Origin of the sequence: Dokdonia sp. Asnod2-E02 (assembly GCF_045063915.1) — a bacterium.
Lineage (GTDB): Bacteria > Bacteroidota > Bacteroidia > Flavobacteriales > Flavobacteriaceae > Dokdonia.
In genome coordinates, this window is the sequence record NZ_JBEFNX010000005.1 from 1,758,587 (window position 1) to 1,782,605 (window position 24,019).

Annotated in this window: 19 protein-coding genes; 9 read left to right on the forward strand and 10 right to left on the reverse strand. The window is 37.9% G+C overall.

All coding sequences use genetic code 11. The annotated features are described in order from the left end of the window. Positions 1–43: 43 nt before the first annotated feature. The 3 genes from ACJJVM_RS08035 to ACJJVM_RS08045 all read right to left on the reverse strand — a co-directional run bounded on the left by ACJJVM_RS08035 (position 44) and on the right by ACJJVM_RS08045 (position 5,929). Positions 44–1,453, reverse strand: coding sequence for an OmpA family protein (locus ACJJVM_RS08035; protein WP_298349677.1), 1,410 nt, complete (start codon positions 1,451–1,453; stop codon positions 44–46). Positions 1,454–1,573: 120 nt separating this feature from the next. Then, positions 1,574–2,767 (reverse strand): glycine C-acetyltransferase, encoded by a 1,194-nt coding sequence (gene kbl / locus ACJJVM_RS08040; RefSeq protein WP_298349674.1) that lies wholly within the window; start codon positions 2,765–2,767, stop codon positions 1,574–1,576. A gap of 24 nt (positions 2,768–2,791) precedes the next feature. Beyond that, on the reverse strand, positions 2,792–5,929 hold the full coding sequence (locus ACJJVM_RS08045; RefSeq protein ID WP_405211338.1) for a UvrD-helicase domain-containing protein: 3,138 nt from the start codon (positions 5,927–5,929) through the stop codon (positions 2,792–2,794). Between the two features lie 267 nt (positions 5,930–6,196). On the opposite strand from ACJJVM_RS08045, the gene ACJJVM_RS08050 reads away from it, so the two are divergent. Further along, entirely contained in the window at positions 6,197–6,805 is a 609-nt protein-coding gene (locus ACJJVM_RS08050; protein ID WP_298349669.1) for a superoxide dismutase, read from the forward strand. Positions 6,806–7,147: 342 nt separating this feature from the next. Here the strand turns inward: ACJJVM_RS08050 and ACJJVM_RS08055 are convergent, their stop codons facing one another. From ACJJVM_RS08055 to ACJJVM_RS08070, 4 genes are all read right to left on the reverse strand, one after another. Continuing rightward, positions 7,148–9,046 carry an amidophosphoribosyltransferase gene (locus ACJJVM_RS08055; protein WP_405211339.1) on the reverse strand — a complete coding sequence of 633 codons (1,899 nt, stop codon included), beginning with the start codon at positions 9,044–9,046 and terminating at the stop codon, positions 7,148–7,150. Positions 9,047–9,090: 44 nt separating this feature from the next. Continuing rightward, positions 9,091–10,023, reverse strand: a complete 933-nt coding sequence (locus ACJJVM_RS08060; protein ID WP_298349664.1) for a PfkB family carbohydrate kinase — start codon at positions 10,021–10,023, stop codon at positions 9,091–9,093. A 207-nt stretch (positions 10,024–10,230) separates the two neighbouring features. Next, the gene (locus tag ACJJVM_RS08065; protein WP_035326140.1) at positions 10,231–10,866 is read right to left on the reverse strand and encodes a viroplasmin family protein; all 636 of its coding nucleotides are present in this window, start codon (positions 10,864–10,866) and stop codon (positions 10,231–10,233) included. Positions 10,867–10,870: 4 nt separating this feature from the next. Then, entirely contained in the window at positions 10,871–11,464 is a 594-nt protein-coding gene (locus tag ACJJVM_RS08070) for a phosphoribosylglycinamide formyltransferase (protein ID WP_405211340.1), read from the reverse strand. 177 nt (positions 11,465–11,641) lie between these two features. Between ACJJVM_RS08070 and ACJJVM_RS08075 the strand changes: the two genes are divergently transcribed. From ACJJVM_RS08075 to pyk, 6 genes are all read left to right on the forward strand, one after another. Continuing rightward, complete coding sequence (locus ACJJVM_RS08075; RefSeq protein ID WP_013750595.1) at positions 11,642–11,875, forward strand: acyl carrier protein; 234 nt, start codon at positions 11,642–11,644, stop codon at positions 11,873–11,875. Positions 11,876–11,885: 10 nt separating this feature from the next. Continuing rightward, complete coding sequence (fabF, locus tag ACJJVM_RS08080; protein ID WP_298349654.1) at positions 11,886–13,139, forward strand: beta-ketoacyl-ACP synthase II; 1,254 nt, start codon at positions 11,886–11,888, stop codon at positions 13,137–13,139. A 7-nt stretch (positions 13,140–13,146) separates the two neighbouring features. Next, on the forward strand, positions 13,147–13,884 hold the full coding sequence (gene rnc / locus ACJJVM_RS08085; protein ID WP_299148616.1) for a ribonuclease III: 738 nt from the start codon (positions 13,147–13,149) through the stop codon (positions 13,882–13,884). An 89-nt stretch (positions 13,885–13,973) separates the two neighbouring features. Further along, positions 13,974–15,614, forward strand: a complete 1,641-nt coding sequence (locus tag ACJJVM_RS08090; RefSeq protein WP_405211341.1) for a sensor histidine kinase — start codon at positions 13,974–13,976, stop codon at positions 15,612–15,614. Between the two features lie 99 nt (positions 15,615–15,713). Beyond that, positions 15,714–16,196 carry an IPExxxVDY family protein gene (locus ACJJVM_RS08095; protein ID WP_405211342.1) on the forward strand — a complete coding sequence of 161 codons (483 nt, stop codon included), beginning with the start codon at positions 15,714–15,716 and terminating at the stop codon, positions 16,194–16,196. Then, positions 16,196–17,623, forward strand: a complete 1,428-nt coding sequence (gene pyk, locus ACJJVM_RS08100) for a pyruvate kinase (RefSeq protein WP_405211343.1) — start codon at positions 16,196–16,198, stop codon at positions 17,621–17,623. The genes ACJJVM_RS08095 and pyk overlap by 1 nt, the downstream gene beginning before the upstream one ends. A gap of 72 nt (positions 17,624–17,695) precedes the next feature. Here the strand turns inward: pyk and ACJJVM_RS08105 are convergent, their stop codons facing one another. From ACJJVM_RS08105 to uvrC, 3 genes are all read right to left on the reverse strand, one after another. Next, on the reverse strand, positions 17,696–18,463 hold the full coding sequence (locus ACJJVM_RS08105) for a hypothetical protein (protein ID WP_405211344.1): 768 nt from the start codon (positions 18,461–18,463) through the stop codon (positions 17,696–17,698). A 131-nt stretch (positions 18,464–18,594) separates the two neighbouring features. Beyond that, positions 18,595–20,826, reverse strand: a complete 2,232-nt coding sequence (locus ACJJVM_RS08110; RefSeq protein WP_405211345.1) for a patatin-like phospholipase family protein — start codon at positions 20,824–20,826, stop codon at positions 18,595–18,597. Then, entirely contained in the window at positions 20,823–22,619 is a 1,797-nt protein-coding gene (uvrC, locus tag ACJJVM_RS08115) for an excinuclease ABC subunit UvrC (protein ID WP_298349634.1), read from the reverse strand. Before uvrC ends, ACJJVM_RS08110 begins: the two co-directional genes overlap by 4 nt. A gap of 102 nt (positions 22,620–22,721) precedes the next feature. Between uvrC and ACJJVM_RS08120 the strand changes: the two genes are divergently transcribed. Next, a complete protein-coding gene (locus ACJJVM_RS08120; protein WP_405211346.1) occupies positions 22,722–23,168 on the forward strand; it encodes an ATP-dependent zinc protease in 447 nt (148 codons plus the stop codon). Continuing rightward, the gene (gene rimK / locus ACJJVM_RS08125) at positions 23,143–24,015 is read left to right on the forward strand and encodes a 30S ribosomal protein S6--L-glutamate ligase (RefSeq protein WP_298349629.1); all 873 of its coding nucleotides are present in this window, start codon (positions 23,143–23,145) and stop codon (positions 24,013–24,015) included. Before ACJJVM_RS08120 ends, rimK begins: the two co-directional genes overlap by 26 nt. The last annotated feature ends 4 nt before the right edge of the window (positions 24,016–24,019 follow it).

The window sequence follows — 24,019 nt, forward strand, 5'->3', positions numbered from 1 at the left end:
CGCAATTGCGAGGCGTTTTTAAGATTATAAAATCTTTTTTCTATTACTTAAGAATAGAAAGCTCAACACGTCTGTTTTCTTGACGTCCTGCAGCAGTTTTATTTGAAGCAACTGGTCTAGCTTCACCAAATCCTTTAGACTCTAAACGAGCAGCTGGGATTCCTTTTCCTGTTAAGTAGCTTCTTACTGAAGCAGCTCTCTGATCAGAAAGGTTTAGGTTGTAAGAATCACGACCTCTATCATCTGTGTGACCTTCAATAAGGAAACGAGTTTTTGGGTATTCCATCATTATAGATGCAACATTATCTAGCGTAGAGTAAGACTCTGAACGTAAAGAAGCTTTGTTGTAATCAAAAAGTACGTTTTTGAACTGTACGTTAAGGTCATTAAGTACCTCAACAGATACTTCTGGACATCCATTGTTTGCTACAGTACCTGCAACGTCTGGACACTCATCATCTTTATCTAAAACACCGTCACCATCTTTATCTTGGTAAGGACATCCGTTGTTAGCACGTGGTCCTGCCTCGTTTGGACAAGTATCATCAGCATCTTTGATACCATCACCATCTGCATCTGGACAACCACCTAAGGCAGCGATACCAGCAACAGTAGGACAAGCATCCTTAGGATCAGGGATACCATCACCGTCTGTATCTGGACAACCATCAAACTCTGCTAAACCAGCAACAGTAGGACAAGCATCTTTAGAATCTTGGATACCGTCACCGTCAGAATCTGGACATCCGTCAAATTCAGGAAGACCTGCAACTTCTGGACAAGCGTCATTTTTGTCATATATACCATCACCATCTGTATCTTTTCCTCCGAAAACAATACCTACAGCAGCAACGTGTTGAAAGTGCTTGATTCCGTCATCTTCAAAAGCGTGCTTATATTTAGATTGTACACCAACATTGAAGTTTTCTCCTAACCAGATTTTAACTCCAGCAGCAGCATTTGCAGTTCCAAAACCACCTAACTCACCGTCTAGTGAACTCTCAACCCACGTATAACCAGCACCAACAGAAAGAGAAGGATCAAACCATCCACCTTCACCATTGATAAGATCTCTTAAGCTATAAGAGAAATCTCCATCAGCTCCGTAGTATTGTAATTCGTTTCTTGGTCTTTCATCACCTAATTTATCAATTCTGTTTAAAGAACCAGATACTCCAAATGTGAAACCATCTCCTAAATAACGAGAAACGTTTACATAAGAAACTGAAGGAACAATGCTCCAGTGATCTTCAACATTAAAGAATTCTTCAAAAAGATTTCCTCTTAATTCACCAGCTCCTGGAGATACGTCTAGTGCGTCACCTACTGGGTACGTGTCAATTGCGTTTACTCCGACTGAGATAGCCCAAGGATTGTTTGCGTCTTGTGCATTCACTGATCCTAAAGCAAGAATCATAAGTGCTGCAACTAAAAATCTGCTAAGATGTTTCATTGTTTAGTCTTAAATTTTAAGTGTTAATTACCGACAAAAGTAAGTTGTTAAAATTAATCAACAAAGCTAAAAGTACTAAATTTTTACAAACCGCCCTTATAGACAGGGGGTAAGCAGGGTCTAAATCACCTTTAAATCTTTACCAACTTTTGTAAAAGCTGCAATGGCGGCATCAAGATGTGCTACAGAATGTGCAGCACTTAATTGTACGCGAATACGGGCTTTTCCCTTTGGTACCACGGGAAAGAAGAATCCTATAACATAAATTCCCTCTTCCAAAAGTGCATCTGCCATATCTTGGGAGAGCTTTGCATCATATAGCATTACAGGAACAATTGCTGAGTCTCCATCTATAATATCAAAACCTGCTTTTTTCATCCCTTTTTTGAAATATGCTGTATTTTCTGCTAGCTTATCTCGTAAAGAAGTGTCTTTTTCTAATAAATCTAAGACTTTTATTGATGCACCCACAATGGCAGGGGCTAGTGAATTTGAAAACAAATATGGACGACTGCGCTGGCGTAGTATTTCTATCACCTCTTTTTTTGCAGTTGTGTATCCACCCATAGCTCCACCTAGTGCTTTACCTAAAGTGCCAGTTATTATATCTATACGACCTAGCACACCTTTTTCTTCTAGTGTGCCTATACCGCGCTCACCTATAAAACCTGTAGCGTGACATTCATCTATCATTACAAGGGCATCGTACTTATCTGCTAGATCACAGATCTCATCTAGGGGAGCAACAAGACCATCCATTGAGAATACACCGTCTGTTACAATTATTTTGTGACGAGCGCCATCCGCATTTGCTTTTTTGAGCTGTTCTTCTAGATCTGCCATATCGTTATTTGCATAGCGATATCTAGCAGCTTTACAAAGACGTACACCATCTATAATAGAAGCGTGATTAAGCGAGTCTGATATGATAGCATCTTCCTTACCTAGTAGCGGCTCAAAAACACCACCATTTGCATCAAATGCGGCAGCATATAATATAGTGTCTTCTGTGCCATAAAATTTTGCAATACGCTGCTCTAATTCTTTATGTATGTCTTGTGTACCACAAATAAAACGTACAGAACTCATCCCAAAACCGTGAGTATCCATTGTATCCTTTGCAGCTTGTATTACTTCTGGGTGTGATGATAGCCCTAGATAGTTATTTGCACAAAAGTTTATTACCTCTTCTCCTGTAGAAATTGTGATTACCGCATCTTGCGGAGATGTGATAATGCGCTCTTTTTTATATAGCCCTGCATCTTTAATTTCTGCAAGTTCTTTTTGTAAATGTTGTTGTATACTACCGTACATATGTGTTTGTTTTTTACAAAGGTATTAAACCGCGACTACTTCTATCGTGCTGTCTATATAAACAAGCAGTTTGTGAGTTACTTTATAACCCATCTCTTGATATAACCCGGCGTAGGTTGCAAGTTGTTTTGCATAAGAGTCGTTATGGACACCCGTTTTATAGTCTATAATTATAGTGCTTCCGTCTGGAGTAACTACAACACGATCAGGTATATGAAAACGACCATCGCTAGCCAGTATCATACGCTCATTATAAACCGTGTTTTCTTCTTCAAAAAATACCTTTAGGTCTGGATGTGAGACAACCTGATTCATTATGCCTGTCATAACCTTTCGGCTTTCTTGAGGTATGATACCGTGGCGCACAGCATCGTCTACTACGGCTGTAATTGTATTGTGGTCTGTAACAGCAGCCATTAACTCGTGTATGAGATTACCGTAAGTAATTGCATTTTGCTTTTTCTCATCCCATAAAAAACTAGCCTGAGTAATTACCTGTATACCTAACTCTTCTTTGGCTGTAGACCGTATGGTGGGTACAAAGGATGTATAATCGCTTGCTTCGTCTTTTTTATGAGCAGGGGTTTCTGTCCCAAAGGAGTAAACTCGCTGGTCGTTATTCCATATATTATGTGCTTGCAAGTATTCGATAAAAAGGTCGCTGTACGAACCTATTTTTTTTACGCTTTCGCGAAAGCGTGATAACACATATAACCGCTCAGAAGCTCTAGTAAGAGCCACATATAAAACATTAATAGTGTCAAATTGTTGCTCATTATTTCTTTTTTCAAAAAGAGCAGTACCCGCCTCTCCAAAATCATTAAGTGCATTATTATGCGGAACCATTAGTGTCTCAAAATCACTTATATCTTCATTTTCCATAGGATACCACTGGTGCTCACCACGAGTACGATATAAGTCTGAGTCTGCATAAGGATAAATTACAACTGGAAATTCTAGCCCTTTGGATTTATGTATACTCATAATCTGTACAGCGCTTTCTTGTGCTGGAGCTACAATGCTTGCTTTCTCTCTTTTTTCTTCCCAGTAGTCTATAAAACCTAGAATGCCGCCACTATTACCCTGTGCATAATTATATGCTAGGTCAAGATATGCCACAACATAGGCGTCAGATAATGGGGCTAAGTAAAAGGAGCGAATGATATACTCTATATACTCATAAAGAGAGAGGTTTTTTAAGTAATCAAGATGTATAAAAACATCAAAAGCTTTGAGTTGCTCTAAAAATTCAGATAATGTGCTAGCCGTATGAGTACTGTAAAAATTATGGGTGTCTTTTATATTATAATGTGCTCCCAAAAAGTAAAGTACAGCAAGTCTATACTCTAACTGTTTTGGAAAAGAAAGCATTGTGATAAAGTTGTGTATAAACTGCACGGTAGGAGAATTTTCGATAAGTAAACTCTCTGAAGATACTACCTCTGTACCCGCCTCTTGTAAAACTTGTGCTATATGAGTGCCGTGCTTATTACTTCTGGTAAGTATACAAATATCACTATGTAAATAGCCTTGTGAAGTGACGTTCTTTATGATTTCTAGAATGCGCTCAGGGTAGAGTAGATCTGCTTCGGTATTATTTTCATAATCAATAAACTCTAGAGATACGTACCCATTTTTTTTGCTGTTTGTACCCTGTGAGTTATCTGCTTTATATATCTCACCATAAAGCTCATTATCAAAATGAGTGGCGAGGTGGGTAAAAAAGCTATTATTAAAATGAATAATAGACTCATTACTTCTATAGTTAGTGTCTAGGCGAGCCACGGTAGCCTCTGTGGTAAAAGGATTAATCTGATGACTGAGAGCGATAAATTGCTCTGCCTCTCCACCACGCCATCTATAAATTGCTTGTTTTGGATCACCCACTAGTAGTAGAGAATTACTTACTTCATCACCAGAAGCACTACTTATGGTATTATCTATAAGTGGGACAAGGTTATCCCACTGCATCACAGAGGTGTCTTGAAACTCGTCTATAAAGTAGTTTGTATAACGCTCACCTAGTCGCTCATATAAAAATGCAGCAGGTTGATCTTTAAGCGATTTTGAGATAAGGGCATTAAAATCTGATATGAGCAATACATTTTCTTCTTCTTTAATAAGGTCGAGCTCCTTTTTTATAAGGTGTAAAACAGAAAGGGGTATAAGCTTAGAGCGAAAAGCCTCATACTTTTTTTGCTTACTGGCAAGAGATTTTAGTTTTAAAAAGTCATCTACAAAGCGCTGCCTGTTTGCATCTATTATAGATTTTATATCATCTTTTTGTCCTTTTGTATAGAACGCATATTCCTCAATATTATCTTTATAACCAGAACCAGAAAATTTCAGGCCTCTTACACCACTTGCCACTTGGACTATAAATTTATAATAGTAGCCGCTGGCAAAACTTTTTTGATCAAGACCTAACCCGTGTATAAAATCTATAAGGTTTTTGCCCATTTCTTGTTGCTTGCTAGCTAGGGACTTAATTTGGGTATTAAGAAATGTAGCAAGTGCATCAAAGTCTGATAGCGACTTGCTTTTAAGTCGGTCCAGCGCCTTAAGGTCATTTTCATTATGTAGTAGCGAGGCAATTTCTAGTAAATCTCTGCTTATATCCCAGCTTTTATCATCATCTGCCTTTTCAAGAGCAAAATCTACGAGCACCTTAGTAATGGTGTCATCTACACCCACCTTTGCCACAAGAGCATCTACGGCCTGCGCACTAAGCGTTTTTTGATCTAGAGACACTTCAAAACTGCTAGAGATATTAAGATCTTTTGCAAAGGTGCGTATAATTCTATGTGTAAGTGTATCGATAGTAACAATATCAAAAGCCGCATAATTATGGAGAATCCTATTGAGGATTTCCTTAGCTTTTTTTACCACAACATTTACTGGCATATTACTAGCTACTGCTAGGTCTTCTAGCATATCTGGTTTGTCACCACCATTATAATCACCTATAGCTTTAAGAGTATCTAGCACCCTGTTTTTCATCTCTGCCACAGCCTTGTTTGTAAAAGTGATGGCTAGTAAATGTCTAAACTTGTTAGGGTCATTACTTTTAAGAAGTGTAGTGATATATTGCTTTACAAGGCTGTATGTTTTACCAGATCCTGCAGAGGCATTGAGAACAATAAAGCTATTCTTTTCGGTCATAGCACTAATATAGCAAAAGCCACCCATAAAAGGTGGCCTTGTCAAACATCAAACTAATAAAAATATAGACACATATAATACCCCTAAAATGAGTGTCTATATGTGTAAGACCATTATTTTCTAAATAGTTGCGTTAATTTGTTGAGTATTATTACGCTTTCGCGAAAGCGTACACCCATTTATAAGAATTCTATAACACAAAGAATACCTTACTTTATGTAACTTTGTTAAAATCAGAATTGAAGTTTAACCAAAAACGAAAGAGAAATGTCATTTACCTTACCAGAATTACCATATGCAAAAGATGCTCTAGAGCCTAACATTGATGCAAAGACAATGGAGATCCACCACGGAAAACACCACGCTGGATATACTACAAAACTTAACAAAGCCATAGAGGGAACAGACCTTGACGGTAAGACTATAGAAAATATACTTATTAACCTAGATATGTCTAACACTGCTGTGCGTAATAACGGTGGAGGTTTTTATAACCACAGACTTTTTTGGGAAGTAATGTCTCCAGACGGTGGAGGAGAGCCTACGGGTGAACTAGCAGATGCAATAAATGCCGCTTATGGAAACTTTGAGTCTTTTAAAGACAAGTTCTCATCTGCAGCAGGAGGACAGTTTGGTTCAGGATGGGCTTGGCTATGTGTGCACGAAGGAGGAAAAGTTGAGGTTTGCTCAACACCTAATCAAGATAACCCACTTATGCCTAAAGTAGGTTGTGGAGGAACTCCTATCTTAGGACTTGATGTATGGGAGCACGCATACTACCTTAATTACCAAAACAGACGTCCAGATTATGTAAACGCATTTTTTAATGTTATAAACTGGGATAAAGTAAGCGCTCTATATGCTCAGAATAAATAAGCGATAGCCTATATAATTACAAAGGTCCATTCGTTAGAATGGACCTTTTTTTATGTTTTAACTCTCTGAGAGAGTACGCTACTAAAGTTTGTAATGAGGAGTGATAAAAATCTTTTAATAAGAAATTGACTACATCATTCTAGGTGAAAATTGCACATAAAAAAAGGCGGAAAGATCCACCTTTTTTTGCCCCAAATCTACCATTAACTTAACCTACTTATGTTATGGCTTTGCTAATATAGGTGTCATTTTTTAAGTATTACTTAATTTTTAGATAAAAAACTCAATTTTTAGACGAAATACACAGTTTTTTAATAATTTAAGGTTTTCTTAAGAAGCTCATTAATAGGCTCTTTCTTTATTTCCTTCTACAAAGTTTATAAAAGCTCTATTAACTACACGGTGTCCACCATTAGTAGGATAGTCTCCGGTAAAATACCAGTCTCCTAGGTTTTCTGGACACGCTTCGTGTAAACTCTCTACCGTTTGATAGATAATTTCTACTTCTGTTTTTATAGTACTGTCTGTAAGTAACTGAGCGATTTTTTTAGAAATCTCACGCTGCGTAAATGGTTCATAAATACGCTTTACATAATTCTTAACGTGCTTATCTTTAAGATCTACTTGTTCTTTACACTGTTTGTATACTTCATCTATAAGACTTTCCTTGCCAGTATCTTTAAGAAGCTCTATAGCTGCTCTAAAGGCAATAAAATCTTCAAGTCTCGCCATATCTATACCATAACAATCTGGGTATCGTATTTGAGGAGCACTTGAAACTACTATTATTTTGGCAGGGTTTAAACGAGCCATCATTTTGATAATACTCTTTTTAAGAGTGGTACCTCTTACGATACTATCGTCTATAATTACTAGCTTGTCTTCTGGCTTTATTACTCCGTAGGTAACATCATAAACGTGAGCTACAAGATCATCACGGCTACTATCTTCTGTAATAAACGTACGAAGCTTTGCATCTTTTATAGCTATCTTCTCAGTACGTAATCGCTGCGATAAAATTTCTGTAAGCTGCACTTCTGTAAGATTACCCTTTGCTGCGAGTATTTTTTCTCCCTTTTGTCTGTTAAGCTCATCTTGTGCTGCTTCTACCATCCCGTAAAAAGATGTTTCGGCGGTATTAGGTATAAATGAAAAAACAGAGTTTTTTGTGTCGTGATCTATACTTTCTAATACACGAGGCATTAATAAACGACCTAGCATTTTACGCTCTTTATAAATCTCGGCATCAGATCCTCTTGAGAAATAAATGCGCTCAAAAGAACACGCTTTTCGCGTAAGCGGTTCTAAAATTTGCTCTACAGTAAGCGTTCCGTTTTTCTTTACAATAACTGCGGCACCTGGATCAAGCTCTTTTACCTCTTCAAAAGGCACGTTAAAGGCGGTTTGTATAACTGGGCGCTCACTTGCTACCACGGCTACCTCGTCATTTTCAAAATAATATGCTGGACGTATACCTGCTGGATCTCTTAGTACAAATGCATCTCCGTGACCTAGAAGTCCTGCCATTGCATAACCGCCATCCCAATCTTTTGAAGCACGGCGTAAAATTTTTGCCACCTTGAGACGCTCTGCAATTTGAGGTGAGGCTTGTTGTTTATTAAAACCTTCCTTTTTAAGTTTTTTGTAAAGTTTTGCTACTTCATCATCAAGGAAGTGACCTATTTTTTCCATCACTGTGATAGTGTCTGCTTGTTCCTTAGGGTGCTGTCCTAATGAAACGAGCTTGTTAAAAAGCTTGTTTACATTAGTCATATTAAAATTACCAGCAACTATAAGGTTACGGTGCATCCAGTTGTTTTGACGCAAGAAAGGGTGTACACTCTCTACACTGTTTTTTCCAAAGGTCCCATAGCGCACGTGACCTAATAGTAGCTCACCTATGTAAGGGACATTACTTTTTTGCCAGGCTACGTCATCCTTTTTATCTGGATTTGCCGTCATAAGGGTATTGATACGCCCATTAATCTCTGCAAAAATATCTTGTATGGGTTGTTGTGCCGTAGAGCGCTGTCTTGAGATGTAACGCTCACCCGGAGCAACATCTAGTTTTATACTGGCAAAACCAGCTCCGTCTTGACCACGGTTGTGCTGTTTTTCCATCATAAGGTACATCTTGTTTACACCGTAAAAAGCGGTACCGTATTTTTCTTTATAAAATTCTAGTGGTTTTTTTAGTCTTATTACTGCAATACCACATTCGTGCTTAATAGCGTCACTCATAGCTTTATAAAACAAAAGCGCTCCAAAAATTTGGAGCGCAGGATTTAGTCGTTTATGTTTATGTCAAATTGAACAAGTTGTTTAAACTGATGCAATCTTTCTTTTATTTCTTCTGGTGTCACAGATTGTAATCGCTCTGTTCCAAATTTTTCTACAGTAAAGGATGCTAGACAAGAGCCATATATAAGAGCCGTCTTCATTGTTTCAAAAGAAGTGTCTCCTGCTTGTGCAATATAACCTGCAAATCCTCCCGCAAAGGTGTCTCCAGCTCCCGTAGGGTCAAAAACATCTGCTAGTGGTAATGCTGGTGCAAAAAACATTTTATCTCCTTCAAAGATAAGCGCTCCGTGCTCGCCCTTCTTAATGACTACATACTTAGGTCCCATCTCGTGAATCTTCTTTGCAGCAGTCACAAGAGAGTACTCACCGCTCAACTGGCGTGCTTCCTCGTCATTTATAGTAATAACATCTACTTTTTTGAGCGTAGTTTTAAGCTCATCAAGCGCGATATCCATCCAGAAGTTCATTGTGTCTAGTATCACAAGCTTAGGCTTTACATCCATTTGCTCGATAACACTAAGCTGTACTTGTGGTTGCAAGTTACCTAGCATTACAATAGGTGCTTCCTTATGTGATGCAGGAACCTTAGGAGAAAAATCTGCTAGTACATTAAGCTCTGTTGCTAGTGTATCTCTAGAGTTCATATCATTATGATATTTACCACTCCAGAAAAATGTTTTACCACCTTTTACAACCTCTATACCGTCTGTGTTAATACCTCTCTCTGCAAGAAAATCAAGATACTCTTGAGGGAAGTCATCACCTACTACGGCTACGATGGCTGGATCAACATTATCAAACTGTGCCGCAGCAAGTCCTATATAAGGAGAAGCTCCCCCAATAATTTTATCTGTTTTTCCAAAAGGTGTTTCTATAGCATCAAAAGCGCAAGAACCAACTATAACCAATTTACTCATCTATAATTTTTGTGCAAATATACGGTTTTGAATGTTTGACAACTCAACTTTAAGGAGACCGCTTTCGCGAAAATTTTAAATTAAATTATGCAAATAAATTAGCAATAAAACTTTTTAAAGCATCCCAGTTTCTTATAACCAGCGTGGTAAGAAAAGCCGAAATTGCTATCGTATATATTCTCTTTTTTTCTGTCTTCATAATCATACTTATTTCCTTCCAAAATCTGCTGGGATTTCTCCCCAGGCTTTGGTTTCCCATTTTACGATGGTGGTTGTGTAGGTGTTTGTTTTAAGCCACTGCTCTGCCCGTGTGATGAGGTCAAAAACATCTTTGTTTTTTTGACTTTGTTTGAGGTTAGTCTTGCAATGCTTCTTTTTTACCCAGCCTATTGCTATGCGGGAGTCACTATATATAAGACGGTCGCTACCTATCTTTTTTAAGTAGGCCAGCCCGTGTACAAGTGCTAGAAACTCTCCTATATTATTAGTTCCTTGTTTAAAAGGCCCTTGGTGAAAGAGTTGCTTTACTGTTTGAGTATCTACCCCACGATATTCCATCACGCCTGGGTTACCAGAGCTTGCCGCATCTACCGCGATAGAGTAGAGGTTAGGCTCGCCGTATGTTGCTTTTTCTTCGGCGGTGAGTACTTTTTTCTTTTTTGAGGAGCCTTTAAAGTCATTATAGTCTCCATTGTAAGCGGTTTTTGCTTTAGCAAAGGTGTCAAAACTCTTGTATTTTGCCCCAGCATAACCGGTAATCATTGCCTTGCAATCTTTCCAAGATGTATAGATTCCAGGTTTTTTACCCTCCCAGACCACGTAGAATTTTTCTTTTTTTGCCATCTCTCTAAGATAAGAACTTTGCGATTACCTCTGGAAAGTGCGTGTATTCTAGCTGGTGTATTTTTTTGGCAATTGCTTCTGGGGTGTCTTCTGGAGTAACTTCAACTTTGGCTTGAAATAAAAAATCTCCCTTATCATACTCGGGTGTTACCTTGTGTATGGTGATGCCTGTTTGAATTTTTTGAGTGGGATTTTTAAGGTATTCCGCTTTCGCGAAAGCGTAAACAGCCTCGTGCACATTCATTCCGTACATCCCTTTACCGCCAAAGTTAGGTAGCAACGCAGGATGTATATTTATGACCTTATCTGGAAATGCCGAAATGATTTTTTCTGGAAAAAGCCATAAAAAACCAGCAAGAACGATAAGATCTGGCTTTGTTGCAGTGAGTAAATGCAGTACATCATCACTTTTATAAAAAGCTTTTCTGTTAAAACTTAATGCGGATACATCTAGTTTTGTGGCGCGTTCTAAAACTTTGGCACGCGGGTTGTTAGTAAGTACTTGCACGACTTGTGCATCCGTACGATCCCGAAAATACTCTATAATACGCTGGGCATTTGTACCGTTACCCGAGGCAAAAATCACAATTCGTTTCATTTTTCTTGTTGCTGTTGTGGGTGCGAAATAAAGAAATATTAGTAACTATTTGAAGGTTATAGAAAGGAACTTCTTTTATATTTCCGTAAATTACCTTCACATTTTTGAGTTGCAAACTTGTTTAACCGTAAAGTTTGTTATTTTTGCGACTTAAATAAAAATTTAAATTAGAAAATTATGTCAGACATTGCATCAAGAGTAAAAGCGATTATCGTAGACAAATTAGGAGTAGACGAAAACGAAGTTGTAACTGAAGCAAGCTTCACAAACGACCTAGGCGCTGATTCACTAGACACAGTGGAACTCATTATGGAGTTTGAAAAGGAATTTGATATCCAGATTCCAGATGATCAAGCAGAAAATATTGCGACCGTAGGTCAAGCAGTATCTTATATAGAAGAGGCTAAATAAGTCCCTACATATGGAGTTAAAGCGAGTAGTAGTTACCGGACTTGGTGCACTTACCCCGATAGGAAATAATATTCAGGAATACTGGGAAGGACTTTCTACAGGGAAAAGCGGGTGCGCGCCCATCACCTATTTTGATGCAGAAAAGTTTAAAACGAGGTTTGCTTGTGAACTTAAAAACTTTAATGCTCTCGACTTCTTTGATAGGAAAGAAGCTCGTAAGCTAGACAGATTTGCTCAGTACGCATTGGTAGCCTCAGATGAGGCTATCAATGATGCGGGCATAGACCTTGACTCGGTTGATAAATTTAGAGTTGGGGTTATATGGGGAGCCGGTATAGGTGGTCTGGAAACTTTTCAGAACGAAGTGCTTAATTTTGGCGCTGGAGACGGTACCCCTAGGTTTAACCCATTCTTTATCCCAAAAATGATTGCAGATATTGCTCCTGGTAATATCTCTATCAAGCACGGTTTTATGGGACCTAATTATACGACGGTCTCTGCCTGTGCATCTTCTGCAAATGCGATGATAGATGCTCTAAACTATATACGTTTAGGTCATTGTGATGTTATCGTAACTGGAGGAAGTGAAGCTGCTGTAACACCAGCAGGTATGGGAGGTTTTAATGCGATGCACGCCCTATCTACAAGAAATGAAGATATGGAGACGGCTTCTAGACCCTTTGATGCGACCAGAGATGGTTTTGTACTAGGTGAAGGAGCAGGCGCATTAATACTAGAAGAATATGAACACGCAAAAGCACGTGGCGCAAAAATTTATGCAGAGGTTCTAGGTGGAGGTATGTCTAGTGATGCTTATCATATGACAGCACCACATCCAGACGGTATAGGTGTAGAGCGAGTGATGCTTAATTGTTTACGCGATGCAGGACTAAGTCCTCAAGATGTAGACCATATTAACACCCACGGTACATCAACACCTCTTGGAGATGTTGCAGAGCTTAAGGCTATTTCTAAAGTTTTTGGTGAGCACGCCGCACATATTAATATTAACTCTACAAAGTCTATGACTGGTCACCTTCTAGGTGCAGCAGGAGCTATAGAGTCTATTGCTGCTATCCTTGCGATGCAACATAGCCTTGTGCCTCCTACCATTAATCATACTACAGTAGATGAAAATATAGATCCATCTTTTAATCTTACGCTTAACAAAGCGCAAGAAAAAGAAGTAAATGTTGCAATGAGCAATACCTTCGGTTTTGGAGGTCACAATGCTTGTGTACTATTTAAAAAACTAGACGCTTAATATATAGATGAGTGCGTTTAAAAAAATATTTAACTCTCGTTCTGAAAAGGACGGGAGTTTTTTTATGCGTATGCAATCTATTATAGGTTTTAAACCTAAAAATATAGCGTTTTATGAAAAAGCCTTTACACATAGATCCCTTGGCTTAAAAAAGGAGGATGGAAATCCTCTCAACTATGAGAGACTAGAGTTTTTAGGAGATGCTATGCTAGGTTCTGTCATAGCCGCGCATCTTTTTAATGAAGTACAAGGAGGTAATGAAGGTTATCTCACAAAAATGCGATCTAAAGTAGTAAGTCGTAAACATCTCAATGAGCTAGGTCGTGATCTTAACTTGGTGAGATATGTAAAAGCCAGTATACCCATAGAAAATTTTGGGGCAAATATACACGGCAACCTTTTTGAAGCATTAGTAGGGGCTATATATCTAGATAGAGGTTATCGCTATTGTGAGAAGTTTATAGCAAAGCGGGTAGTAGAACCTTATGTCGATATCGAAAAGCTAGAAGGGCGAATTATAAGTTATAAGAGCGTTCTTATAGAATGGTGCCAGAAAGAAAAGCACACATTTAAGTTTGAAACTTTTGAAGACACAGGTCAAGATGCTGTAAAACACTTTGGAGTGCGTTTACGTATAGATGGAGACGTTGTAGCAAAAGCACGAGCTACAAGTAAGAAAAAAGCCGAAGAAATTGCCTCTAAACGTGCATTTTATGCATATCAACGAGAAATTCAATCTCTGTAAGGTATAATTCCTAAATCATTTCACTACATTAGCACCGTAATCATCTTTGTGTTAGTAGATTAAGTTGTAGGGCAGTAATGCTCATAGTTATGTCAGTGAAGTTTCCTAAGAAATATTATCTTGTTTTTACAATACTTGCGCTGGTAACAGCACTTGCCCTATACTGGGTTACCTCAAGCATTACCAGGCAAAGAGAAGAAACACGCTACATACAACTAGATCGAGCAAATAAAAGAGCAGCCTTTGAGCTACAAAGCTCCTTAAACACCTACGCAGCCCTCGTTTCGGGAATCAAGACGTATGTAGAGATAACAGATGGTCAATATCTAAAAGAGGATGACATTAAGTACCTCTTAGATATGCAGCTTAGGGATCTATCTATTCCACCACCTTTTAGCATCTCATACTTAGACACAAATCATATTTTTCAGTTTGATTTTACAATGAGAGAGACTGCTCTAAAGAACCTAGAGGGAACGTCATTAGAAAAAATTATAGGAAAATCAGGCATAACTAGAATGGATACCTTGATGCGTAGTCGTAACTTTTATGCATCTAATCCAACAAATTTAATTGAAGGTTTTGTGGGTTTACCACTAGGTTTTGGTATTCTAGATAATACTAATAAACCCATAGGGTATATTACAACCGTAGCAGAGTTTGCACCTATTGTAGATCGTGTCTATAAAAACGTAAATAAGGCTGACTTTGTTTATAGATTTCAAGCCGGAAATGGAAATTACTTTGACAGAGCAAAATCTTATAACGGACAGAAATGCTATGCAAAGACAGAAGATCCAGAATATTTTAAAAACTTTAATATTCCAGATGAGTCATATGTGTCAACCACAGTAAATTTTTACAATAAAAACTTTATAGTAAGTACAGCATATAAACGTCCACAAGAGGCTAGTATGACAATGTTTGTAACCTCTTTAATATGGTACTTAGCCTTATTAGGCTTTATGTTGTTTTTAATTATACAGTTTTACGTCTATGAGCGTAAGGATAAAATGATTGCAGCTCAAAATAAACGTCTCTCAGAGTTAGTTGCTACAAAGAACAAGTTTTTCTCTATAGTCGCGCACGATTTAAGAAGTCCACTTTCTTCTGTGATAAACTTTTTAGATGTTTTAAAAGAAGAAGAGTTTAAAAGCAAGCAAACCGCAGCGATTATAGACTCACTAGAAGATTCTAGTCGCAACAGCATATCTTTATTAGATAACTTGCTCAAATGGTCAAGGCTAGAAACAGGTCAAATAAAGTTTGAACCCATACCACTAGACATACTTGCTATCACTAAAGATCAAATAAAAGTTTACAGCAATAATCTCCAGCAAAAAGGAATAAACGTGCGCTTAGAATCTAGTTTTAAGGGTAAAGTTACGGGTGATAAAAATATGATTGCAACTGTAATAAGAAATCTATTATCTAATGCGATCAAATTTTCAAAAGACAATGATATTATTGTAATAGAGTTTTCAAAAACAGAAAAAGATTTTATATTTAGTATAGAAGATAATGGAGTAGGTATGACAGATGTCTATCGTAAAAAATTATTTAGCCTCACAGAAACTACCATTCAAAAAGGAACCCGTAATGAAAAAGGATCCGGACTTGGGCTCATACTTTGTAATGAGTTTATCAAAACACATAATGGGTACTTAAGTATAGAATCTGAGCAGGGTAAAGGAACCATCGCAATGTTTACGCTACCTTTAACAACATAAAAAAATACCTTAATCTAACGAAAACGTTTACGTAAGTTTTACATACCTCCCCCTTAGCTTTAGATGCTTCTTTGTATCTTTCTCACTTGCTTTATTACTATGGGAATGTATAAAATTCTTTTAGAAGATTCCATTGGTTATGACTTTACGCTCATAGCCATACACGGTTCATTAGAGCCATATTACTTAGCATATTTACTTAATAAAAACTTAGATGTTCGTCTAGCAAGAACTTGTGAAGACCTCTTATTAACACAATATGAAAGTACAGCAAGATATCCTTGTTTTGAATTTAGTGATAAGCAACAGTATATAGACTACTATGTGCTCTCAAACAAGTCTAAGGTCGCGGTAAGTCAAAACCTTTCTCAAGGCTTATTTGAGTCACAACAGAGCCTTAAAACGGCTTATTTTATACCAGAGCTGCCACAAGTAGACTATTTTATAAAAGTAATTGAGGATGGTAACGCTTTCGCGAAAGCAAAAACCTTAAAAACCTTAAACCAAATACCGCAAATCGTTACGGCATATGACGTAGACGTAAGCACACTAAAAAATAAAGAACACTTAATTTTTGAATAATGTCGAAAAGAAAAAAAACCAAAATTGTTGCAACCTTAGGGCCAGCAACTAGCAAGAGAGAAGTTTTACTCGATATGATGAATGCCGGGGTAGATGTTTTCCGTATCAATTTTTCGCACGCAGATTATGAAGACGTTAAGGAGCGCGTTGCAATGATACGTGAGCTCAGTGAAGAGACAGGTTTTAACACCTCTATCCTTGCAGATTTACAGGGACCTAAGCTTAGGGTAGGTAAAATGAAAGAAGAGGTAATCGTAAACCCGGGAGACATCATTACCTTCTCTACCGAAAAAGAATTTGAAGGAACAAAGGAGCGCGTTTATATGAACTATAAGCAGTTCCCTAGAGATGTTAAACCTGGTGAACGCATACTGCTTGATGATGGAAAACTAATGTTTGAAGTTGTAAAGACAGATGGAAAAACTGAGGTCGAAGCAAAAGTTATACAAGGAGGACCGCTACGTTCTAAAAAAGGAGTGAACCTACCTAATACAGATATATCACTACCAGCACTTACAAAAAAGGATGTAAAAGATGCCATTTTTGCACTAGGGCTTAAAGTAGACTGGATGGCACTTTCTTTTGTACGCCACGCCGAAGATTTACAGCAATTACAAAAACTTATTAAAGAGCACTCAGATCATAAAGTGCCTATTATTGCAAAAATAGAGAAGCCAGAGGCTGTAGAAAATATAGACAAGATTGTGGCTTACTGTGATGCTCTTATGGTGGCTCGTGGCGATCTAGGAGTAGAGATACCAGCACACGAAGTACCACTTGTACAAAAGCAATTAGTACTAAGAGCAAAAAAGGCAAGAATACCAGTAATCATAGCAACCCAAATGATGGAAACTATGATCTCTAGTCTCACACCTACTCGTGCAGAAGTAAATGATGTAGCAAACTCTGTAATGGATGGAGCAGATGCAGTGATGCTATCTGGAGAGACATCTGTAGGGAAGTACCCAGTACAAGTAATAGAAAAAATGGCGTCTATATGTCGTAATGTAGAAGATTCAGACTTAATAAAAGTGCCACAAGCACCACCACACATTAAGACTAAACGTTACATTACAAAAGCAATATGTTATCACGCTGCTCATATGGCAGATGAGATAGATGCAAAAGCGATTACAACACTTACTAACAGTGGGTATACTGCTTTCCAAATTTCGGCGTGGAGACCATCTTCACATATACTTGTTTTTACATCTAACAAGCGCATACTTACACAACTCAACTTGCTTTGGGGAGTAAAAGCATTATTTTATGACAAGTTTGTAAGTACAGATGAAACTGTAGAAGATATAAGACAACTTGCCTTAAACACAGAACTAGTAGATAAGGGAGATATGCTCATTAATCTTGTAGCAATGCCACTACTAGAAAAAGGAATGGTAAACACACTACGAGTTTCTGAAGTGTAAAACAATTGAAATTATAGAATTAAAAAAGGAGCTTTAAAAGCTCCTTTTTTTATCAATATAGACAACAAGATTTTACTTTGACTCTTCTACCTCAGTAATGAGAAAGCCATTTTTTGTTTTAGTTATCATCACTGTGCGCTTATAGTTTTTAAGATTATATGCATAAGATAGGTTCTGTAATTCTCCTTTTGAGCTTACATTAAGTGTAAGTTCATCTGTAAGTGTTCGTTCTCTCTTTTCTTTATTTAAAATTGTTACTGTACCCTTGGCGTTAAAATCGGGCTGAATACTTTTTGGTAAGTTAAAGAGGCGCTGTGCTATCTTATATGTTTCTTTCCAGTCTCTTGCTGGAAGTTCTATTGAGGTAGTCATACCGTAATCTTCTCCTTTATTATGGGCTTTTGTAATTACATCTACCTTGTGCTCAGTTGTGCTTATGCGTTTTGCATAATCTTTTATAGTCTCACTAGGTTGTGGTGGTGCTAGTGTAGTGAGATACCCGTTAAAGGCAAAGCCAGTAGCTCCTTGATAACTTATTTCAATCATTTCTCCAGTTATGCCACTTAGTGTCATAGCTGTATGATCTGGAGAACTTAGATGCTTTACTTGAGCGCCATAGGGAAGCACAAGCAGCTTTTTTGAATTGAGATTAGTACCAGAGCGCAGAGATAAACCAGAGCTTGCAGTTACATAATAATAAGTTTCAGTAGCCTTTTCACTGGGGTTTATAATTGCGGCGAGATCACTATTAGTTTGTGCTTCTTCTATGTCTGTTTTAGAATTACAGCTAGAGAATGATGCAACAAGAATAAGGAAAAGTGCGATGATGTGGTTTTTCATAATTGATGATTTTAAGTTAAACAATGTATCAAGAGAAACCACGATACGTGCCACAAATTACCGCACTATCGTTAAAAAAATGATAAATGTGTGACAACGCTTAGCCCTTGCTATTATTGTCTTAACACGATTTAAAATTCAAAACCAAGATTAATAAACCACTCACTACTCTTTATTTCTGGACTGTAAGTATACTTTATAATTATAGGTCCTAGTAGCGTCTCTGCGCCATAACCTAAGGAGTATCCAGAATACTCTGGTGGAGGTAACCACGACTTAGTACTGTCAAAAAGGTCATACCCTACATTTGCAAAATTTGCAGAGGCATTGATGTGATTTTTTGGGAAAACTTCATAATCTATATCAAAAGTGGCCTTAACATAACTGTCGCCTAGTATGCTTAAGTAATCATATCCTAAGAAAGGGATAATGTTATTTATTCGTTTTGCACCATAACCTCCTAGCGCAAAATCTAGCGATCTGTTATCTGTGCCACCTACTTTAAACCCGCCAGCGGTTTCTATAGTTGTGGTTATGCGATCTGTAATACTTGCGGCATACATAAATCTTGCATTTGCAATCCCAAACTCACTAAAATTATTATTGTAGTCTGAAGAGAATAAGTATACATCAAAATCTGCATCAAATAGAATTCCAGAGTTAGGAAAATACTTGTTGTCTAGTGAGTCATACTTGAGTTGAGAATAGGCACCACCCATATGACTTTTATCAAAAATTACTGCCGTCTCGCCATCTGTAGTAGGAAGCACAGTCTCTGTCTCTATATCAAGAAATTTATGTTGTAAGCCTATATTAAAAGAGAACTGTTTTGCAAGAATGGTCTGTAAATATATTTTATTTGAAACATCTTGATAACCTAGGTTAACTCGGTTAATGCCCTCTAATGAAACACCATCTGTCGCGTCAAAAAGCCGTGCGTTTACCCCCTTTTCAAAAGAGGTATATGAAGACTTAAGACCTACACTCCAGTAAAAACCTTTGTCTATATAATAATCAAAATTGTATCTAATATTATCACCAAGAATAAGATCAAAAGACGCCACATCATTTTTAAATAGCACTTTCTTTTTTGTAAAATTTACTAGACCTGCCGTACGATATAGATCATCATAATGTAAAGCGAGACGTAGTGATTGTGTGCTTTTTGATTCTTGTAGTTCTAGATGTAATACTCTTCCATCTTCTACCTTTTGTAAACGATGCCCTATTTTTTCAAAATTTTCGGTGGCAGAGAGGTTATTAAGCCCGTTATAAAAATCTTCATAAGATAGCTTTACCGGTGGTGTGAGTTTAAGTTTTCCTAAAACATATGCTCTTGTGTATTTTTCATTTCCAGAAATAGTAACTGCGGCAATTTGTATCGAGTCTTGTGGAGAGGGTTTTATACGCTTTCGCGAAAGCGGTCTTTGCCTCATTGCTAGTTTTTGTAGGGCTGGAAACTGCTCCTTTGCCTTATTCTCACCTAAGTCTATTATGGTGCTACCTTCATCAAAAGAAACAACAGAGTACTTGTCTATCGCAGGTCTAATGTAAAGGTCTGTTTCTTTTCTTTTAGTTTCCATCGCTTTTGCGGTACGATAGTTATTTATTTGTAACAGTACCTCTGTAGCAGATGTAAGGTTCTCTCTTGATTTTAAAGTGTCTTGTACATCCACGCCTATAATCACTTCCATACCTTTTGCACGTAGTTCTTCAATAGGGTAATTATTTGTCACCCCACCATCTATTAATAGTTTATCGTTTAATAACACTGGGCTAAAAAGAGAAGGCAGTGCACCACTTGCGCTTAGTGCTTCTGGTAGATAACCATTTGCTAGTACAACCTGCTCACCATTTTCTACATCTGTAGCGATGCATAAAAAGGGGATAGGTAATTTTCTAAAATCTGTCAAGTCAGATACGTGATCAAGGTTCTTAACGAGAAGGTTATAGGTATTTTGTCCCTTACTGAGCGAGCTAGGTAGAGAGACCTTAAAATTGTCAAAAGGGAGTGTGATTGCATATCGCTCATCATCGTGACGTTCATAAGGGGTTTTTGCACGGCGAGGTAAATTATCTTGTATGATATTATCAAAGTTTACCGCAGTAAAAATTGAGTCTAGTTGCTGGGCATTATAACCAGATGCATAAAGACCTCCTACTATGGCTCCCATACTTGTGCCAGCAATATAATCTACACGCACACCTGCATCTTCTATAGCTTTAAGAACGCCTATATGGGCAAGTCCTTTTGCTCCACCACCACTTAATACAAGACCTACCTTTACATCCTCTTTTGCTATATCTTGCGCATAGATAGGTATGGCTAGTAGCGTTATTGCGATGAGGAGGAGTTTTCTCATTGTTTTACGTGATAGTGATTATAGATAATAGTTGCTTTTGCTGGGCCTATTACCTCGGTAAGACTCTTTTTTGAAGCCGCCTTTACCTTTGATACAGATCTATAGTGCTTGAGTAAATCTACAATGGTTTTTTCGCCTATACCTCTTATGGTATCTAGTTCTGTCCCTAGAGCAGCATTACTACGCTGGTTGCGATGAAAGGTGATGCCAAAACGGTGTGCCTCGTTACGTAGGTGCTGTATGATTTTAAGTGTTTCACTCTTCTTGTCTAGATATAAAGGTATACTATCTCCCGGATAAAATAATTCTTCTAGCCTTTTTGCAATACCTATAATGGCTATTTTACCACGCAAACCTAAGTCGTCAAGTGCTTTTACACCGCTTGATAGTTGTCCTTTACCACCATCTACTATAATGAGTTGAGGTAAAGGCTCTCCTTCATTGAGCAAGCGTTTATACCTTCTAAAGACCACCTCTTCCATACTTGCAAAATCATCTGGACCCTCAACGGTTTTTATATTAAACTTACGGTAGTCACTCTTACTGGGCTTACCGTTTTTGAACACCACGCAAGCGGCTACGGGATTTGTACCTTGTATGTTTGAGTTGTCAAAACACTCTATGTGTCTAGGCTCTACATTAAGACGTAAGTCTGCCTTCATTTGTGCCATAATTCTATTAGTATGGCGATCTGGATCTACAATCTTAGTTTGTTTAAAACGCTCCATACGGTAGTATTTTGCGTTGCGCTCAGAGAGTTCTAGTATGCGCTTTTTGTCACCTAGCTTGGGTACGGTGATTTTAAATCTATCACCTAGGTTTACCTCAAAAGGAACATATATCTCTCTTGAGTTATGATCAAAGCGCTGTTGTATTTCTATAATACCCAGTTCTAGTAATTCTTTATCTGTTTCGTCTAGTTGTTTTTTGAGTTCTAAGGTGTGGGATTTTATGATGGCACCGTGGCTTATCTGTAAGAAGTTTACATACCCATATCCCTCATCGCTTATGATTGAGAACACATCTACATTACTAATTTTTGGGTTTACAACCGTACTCTTAGATTGATAGCCTTCCAGTATGTCTAGTTTTTCTTTAATGCGCTGTGCATCTTCAAACTCCATAGCTGCGGCGTGGGCTTTCATTTTTTCGCGAAAGCGTGTTAACGAGTCTTTAAAATCTCCTTTTACAATCTGACGTATATGTTCTATATGCTCGTGATATTCTTGCTCAGACTGCTTTGCCTCACAAGGCCCCTCGCAATTACCTAGATGATACTCAAGACAGACCTTAAATTTACCTGCGTCTACTTTTTCTTTAGAGAGGTCGTAATTACAAGTGCGTAGTTTATAAAGACTTTTTATCAAATCTAGTAGCGTGCGCACGGTTTTCATACTCGTGTATGGGCCAAAGTACTCACTACCATCCTTAATTAATCTACGCGTAGGAAACACTCTTGGGAAGCGCTCATTTTTAATACATATCCACGGGTAGCTTTTATCATCTTTAAGCAAGACATTATACCGCGGCTGGTACTCTTTTATAAGGCTGTTTTCCAGAAGGAGCGCATCTGTTTCGGTCTCTACGACGATGTGTTTCATCTCGTAAATTTTCTTGACCATTGTGCGTATACGCCCGTTATCGTGTGTTTTGTTAAAGTAAGATAACACACGTTTTTTGAGGTTTTTTGCCTTACCTACGTATAGTAGTTTTTCGTTCTTGTCGTAATACTGGTAAATCCCCGGACTGGTAGGGAGTGTTTTGAGTTGAAGTTCTATTGGAGCAGCAGGCATACCCAAAGATAGTATATGATGGGGATTACGCTTTCGCGAAAGCGTAAAAAATCACGTTAAATTCTACTTAAAGAAAGCGCATATTTTATACCTTGCTATCGTATGCCAAAACGTATTATAGGTCGCACAGACAAAGTAGACTTCCCATTATTAGGGCTTCAAGATATCGATGTAAAAATTGATACGGGAGCCTATACCTCATCCATACACTGTCACAACATTGTAGAGGCAAAGGATAGTCTTATTTGCACTTTTTTTGATAAAAAGCATCCATTATACAACGGGCAGGTAATGACCTTTAGCGATTATGATATTGCTGCAGTGCGCAGTAGTAATGGCGAGATACAGTATCGCTATGAGGTGCAAAGCCAGATTACCATATATGGTAAAACGTATAAAATATCACTTACCTTAACCTCTAGGGAAGATATGCGTTTTCCTGTACTTTTAGGTCGTAAGTTCCTTACCAATAAATTCATAGTAGATACTTCACTTACAGACGTATCTTATAATCTCAAAAAAAATGAATCTAAAGATTTTATCTCGTAATCCTAATTTATACAGTACGGCTAGGCTACAAGAAGCTGGTCTCAAAAGAGGTCATAGTGTAGAGGTCATAGACCCTCTTAAGTGTGATCTTATTATAGAGAAGAAAAACCCTACGGTATTCTATAAAAATAGAACCCTTGAGACAGCAGATGCTGTCATACCACGCATAGGGGCGTCAATTACCTTTTATGGTACTGCCGTTGTGAGACAATTTGAGATGATGAATACTTTTACCACCACCACATCACAAGCCTTGGTGCGCAGTAGAGACAAGCTGCGTAGCTTACAGATATTATCTAGATCAAAACTAGGTTTACCTAAAACTGTTTTTACAAACTACTCTCGTGATGTAGAGGAGATGATTGCTCACGTAGGTGGAGCACCCCTTATTATAAAATTACTAGAAGGAACCCAAGGGCTAGGTGTTGTACTTGCAGAGACTAAAAATGCTGCCGAGTCTGTGATAGAAGCTTTTAATGGACTTGAGGCCCGAGTGATTGTGCAAGAATTTATAAAAGAAGCAAAAGGAGCAGATATTAGAGCCTTTGTAGTAGATGGCCAGATAGTAGGTGCTATGAAGCGACAGGGTAAAGAAGGAGAGTTTAGATCTAACCTACATCGTGGCGGTACGGCAGAGATTATTACCCTTTCTGACGAAGAAGAAAACGCAGCCATAAAGGCAGCAAAAGCTATGGGACTAGGAGTTGCCGGGGTAGATATGCTACAAAGTGAGCGAGGCCCACTCATATTAGAGGTAAACTCATCACCAGGCCTTGAGGGCATAGAGAAAGCAACAGGAAAAGATATTGCAAAGACAATCATACGCTACATAGAGCGTAGTATATAATTAA

Coding starts and splice junctions, on each gene's coding strand:
- ACJJVM_RS08065 (WP_035326140.1), bottom strand. CDS start 10,866: ATGGCAAAAAAAGAAAAATTCTACGTGGTCTGGGAGGGTAAAAAACCT.
- ACJJVM_RS08045 (WP_405211338.1), bottom strand. CDS start 5,929: ATGACCGAAAAGAATAGCTTTATTGTTCTCAATGCCTCTGCAGGATCT.
- ACJJVM_RS08090 (WP_405211341.1), top strand. CDS start 13,974: ATGTCAGTGAAGTTTCCTAAGAAATATTATCTTGTTTTTACAATACTT.
- ACJJVM_RS08055 (WP_405211339.1), bottom strand. CDS start 9,046: ATGAGTGACGCTATTAAGCACGAATGTGGTATTGCAGTAATAAGACTA.
- ACJJVM_RS08050 (WP_298349669.1), top strand. CDS start 6,197: ATGTCATTTACCTTACCAGAATTACCATATGCAAAAGATGCTCTAGAG.
- ACJJVM_RS08035 (WP_298349677.1), bottom strand. CDS start 1,453: ATGAAACATCTTAGCAGATTTTTAGTTGCAGCACTTATGATTCTTGCT.
- ACJJVM_RS08120 (WP_405211346.1), top strand. CDS start 22,722: ATGCCAAAACGTATTATAGGTCGCACAGACAAAGTAGACTTCCCATTA.
- kbl (WP_298349674.1), bottom strand. CDS start 2,767: ATGTACGGTAGTATACAACAACATTTACAAAAAGAACTTGCAGAAATT.
- uvrC (WP_298349634.1), bottom strand. CDS start 22,619: ATGCCTGCTGCTCCAATAGAACTTCAACTCAAAACACTCCCTACCAGT.
- ACJJVM_RS08110 (WP_405211345.1), bottom strand. CDS start 20,826: ATGAGAAAACTCCTCCTCATCGCAATAACGCTACTAGCCATACCTATC.
- rimK (WP_298349629.1), top strand. CDS start 23,143: ATGAATCTAAAGATTTTATCTCGTAATCCTAATTTATACAGTACGGCT.
- ACJJVM_RS08060 (WP_298349664.1), bottom strand. CDS start 10,023: ATGAGTAAATTGGTTATAGTTGGTTCTTGCGCTTTTGATGCTATAGAA.
- ACJJVM_RS08070 (WP_405211340.1), bottom strand. CDS start 11,464: ATGAAACGAATTGTGATTTTTGCCTCGGGTAACGGTACAAATGCCCAG.
- ACJJVM_RS08105 (WP_405211344.1), bottom strand. CDS start 18,463: ATGAAAAACCACATCATCGCACTTTTCCTTATTCTTGTTGCATCATTC.
- ACJJVM_RS08095 (WP_405211342.1), top strand. CDS start 15,714: ATGGGAATGTATAAAATTCTTTTAGAAGATTCCATTGGTTATGACTTT.
- fabF (WP_298349654.1), top strand. CDS start 11,886: ATGGAGTTAAAGCGAGTAGTAGTTACCGGACTTGGTGCACTTACCCCG.
- pyk (WP_405211343.1), top strand. CDS start 16,196: ATGTCGAAAAGAAAAAAAACCAAAATTGTTGCAACCTTAGGGCCAGCA.
- rnc (WP_299148616.1), top strand. CDS start 13,147: ATGAGTGCGTTTAAAAAAATATTTAACTCTCGTTCTGAAAAGGACGGG.
- ACJJVM_RS08075 (WP_013750595.1), top strand. CDS start 11,642: ATGTCAGACATTGCATCAAGAGTAAAAGCGATTATCGTAGACAAATTA.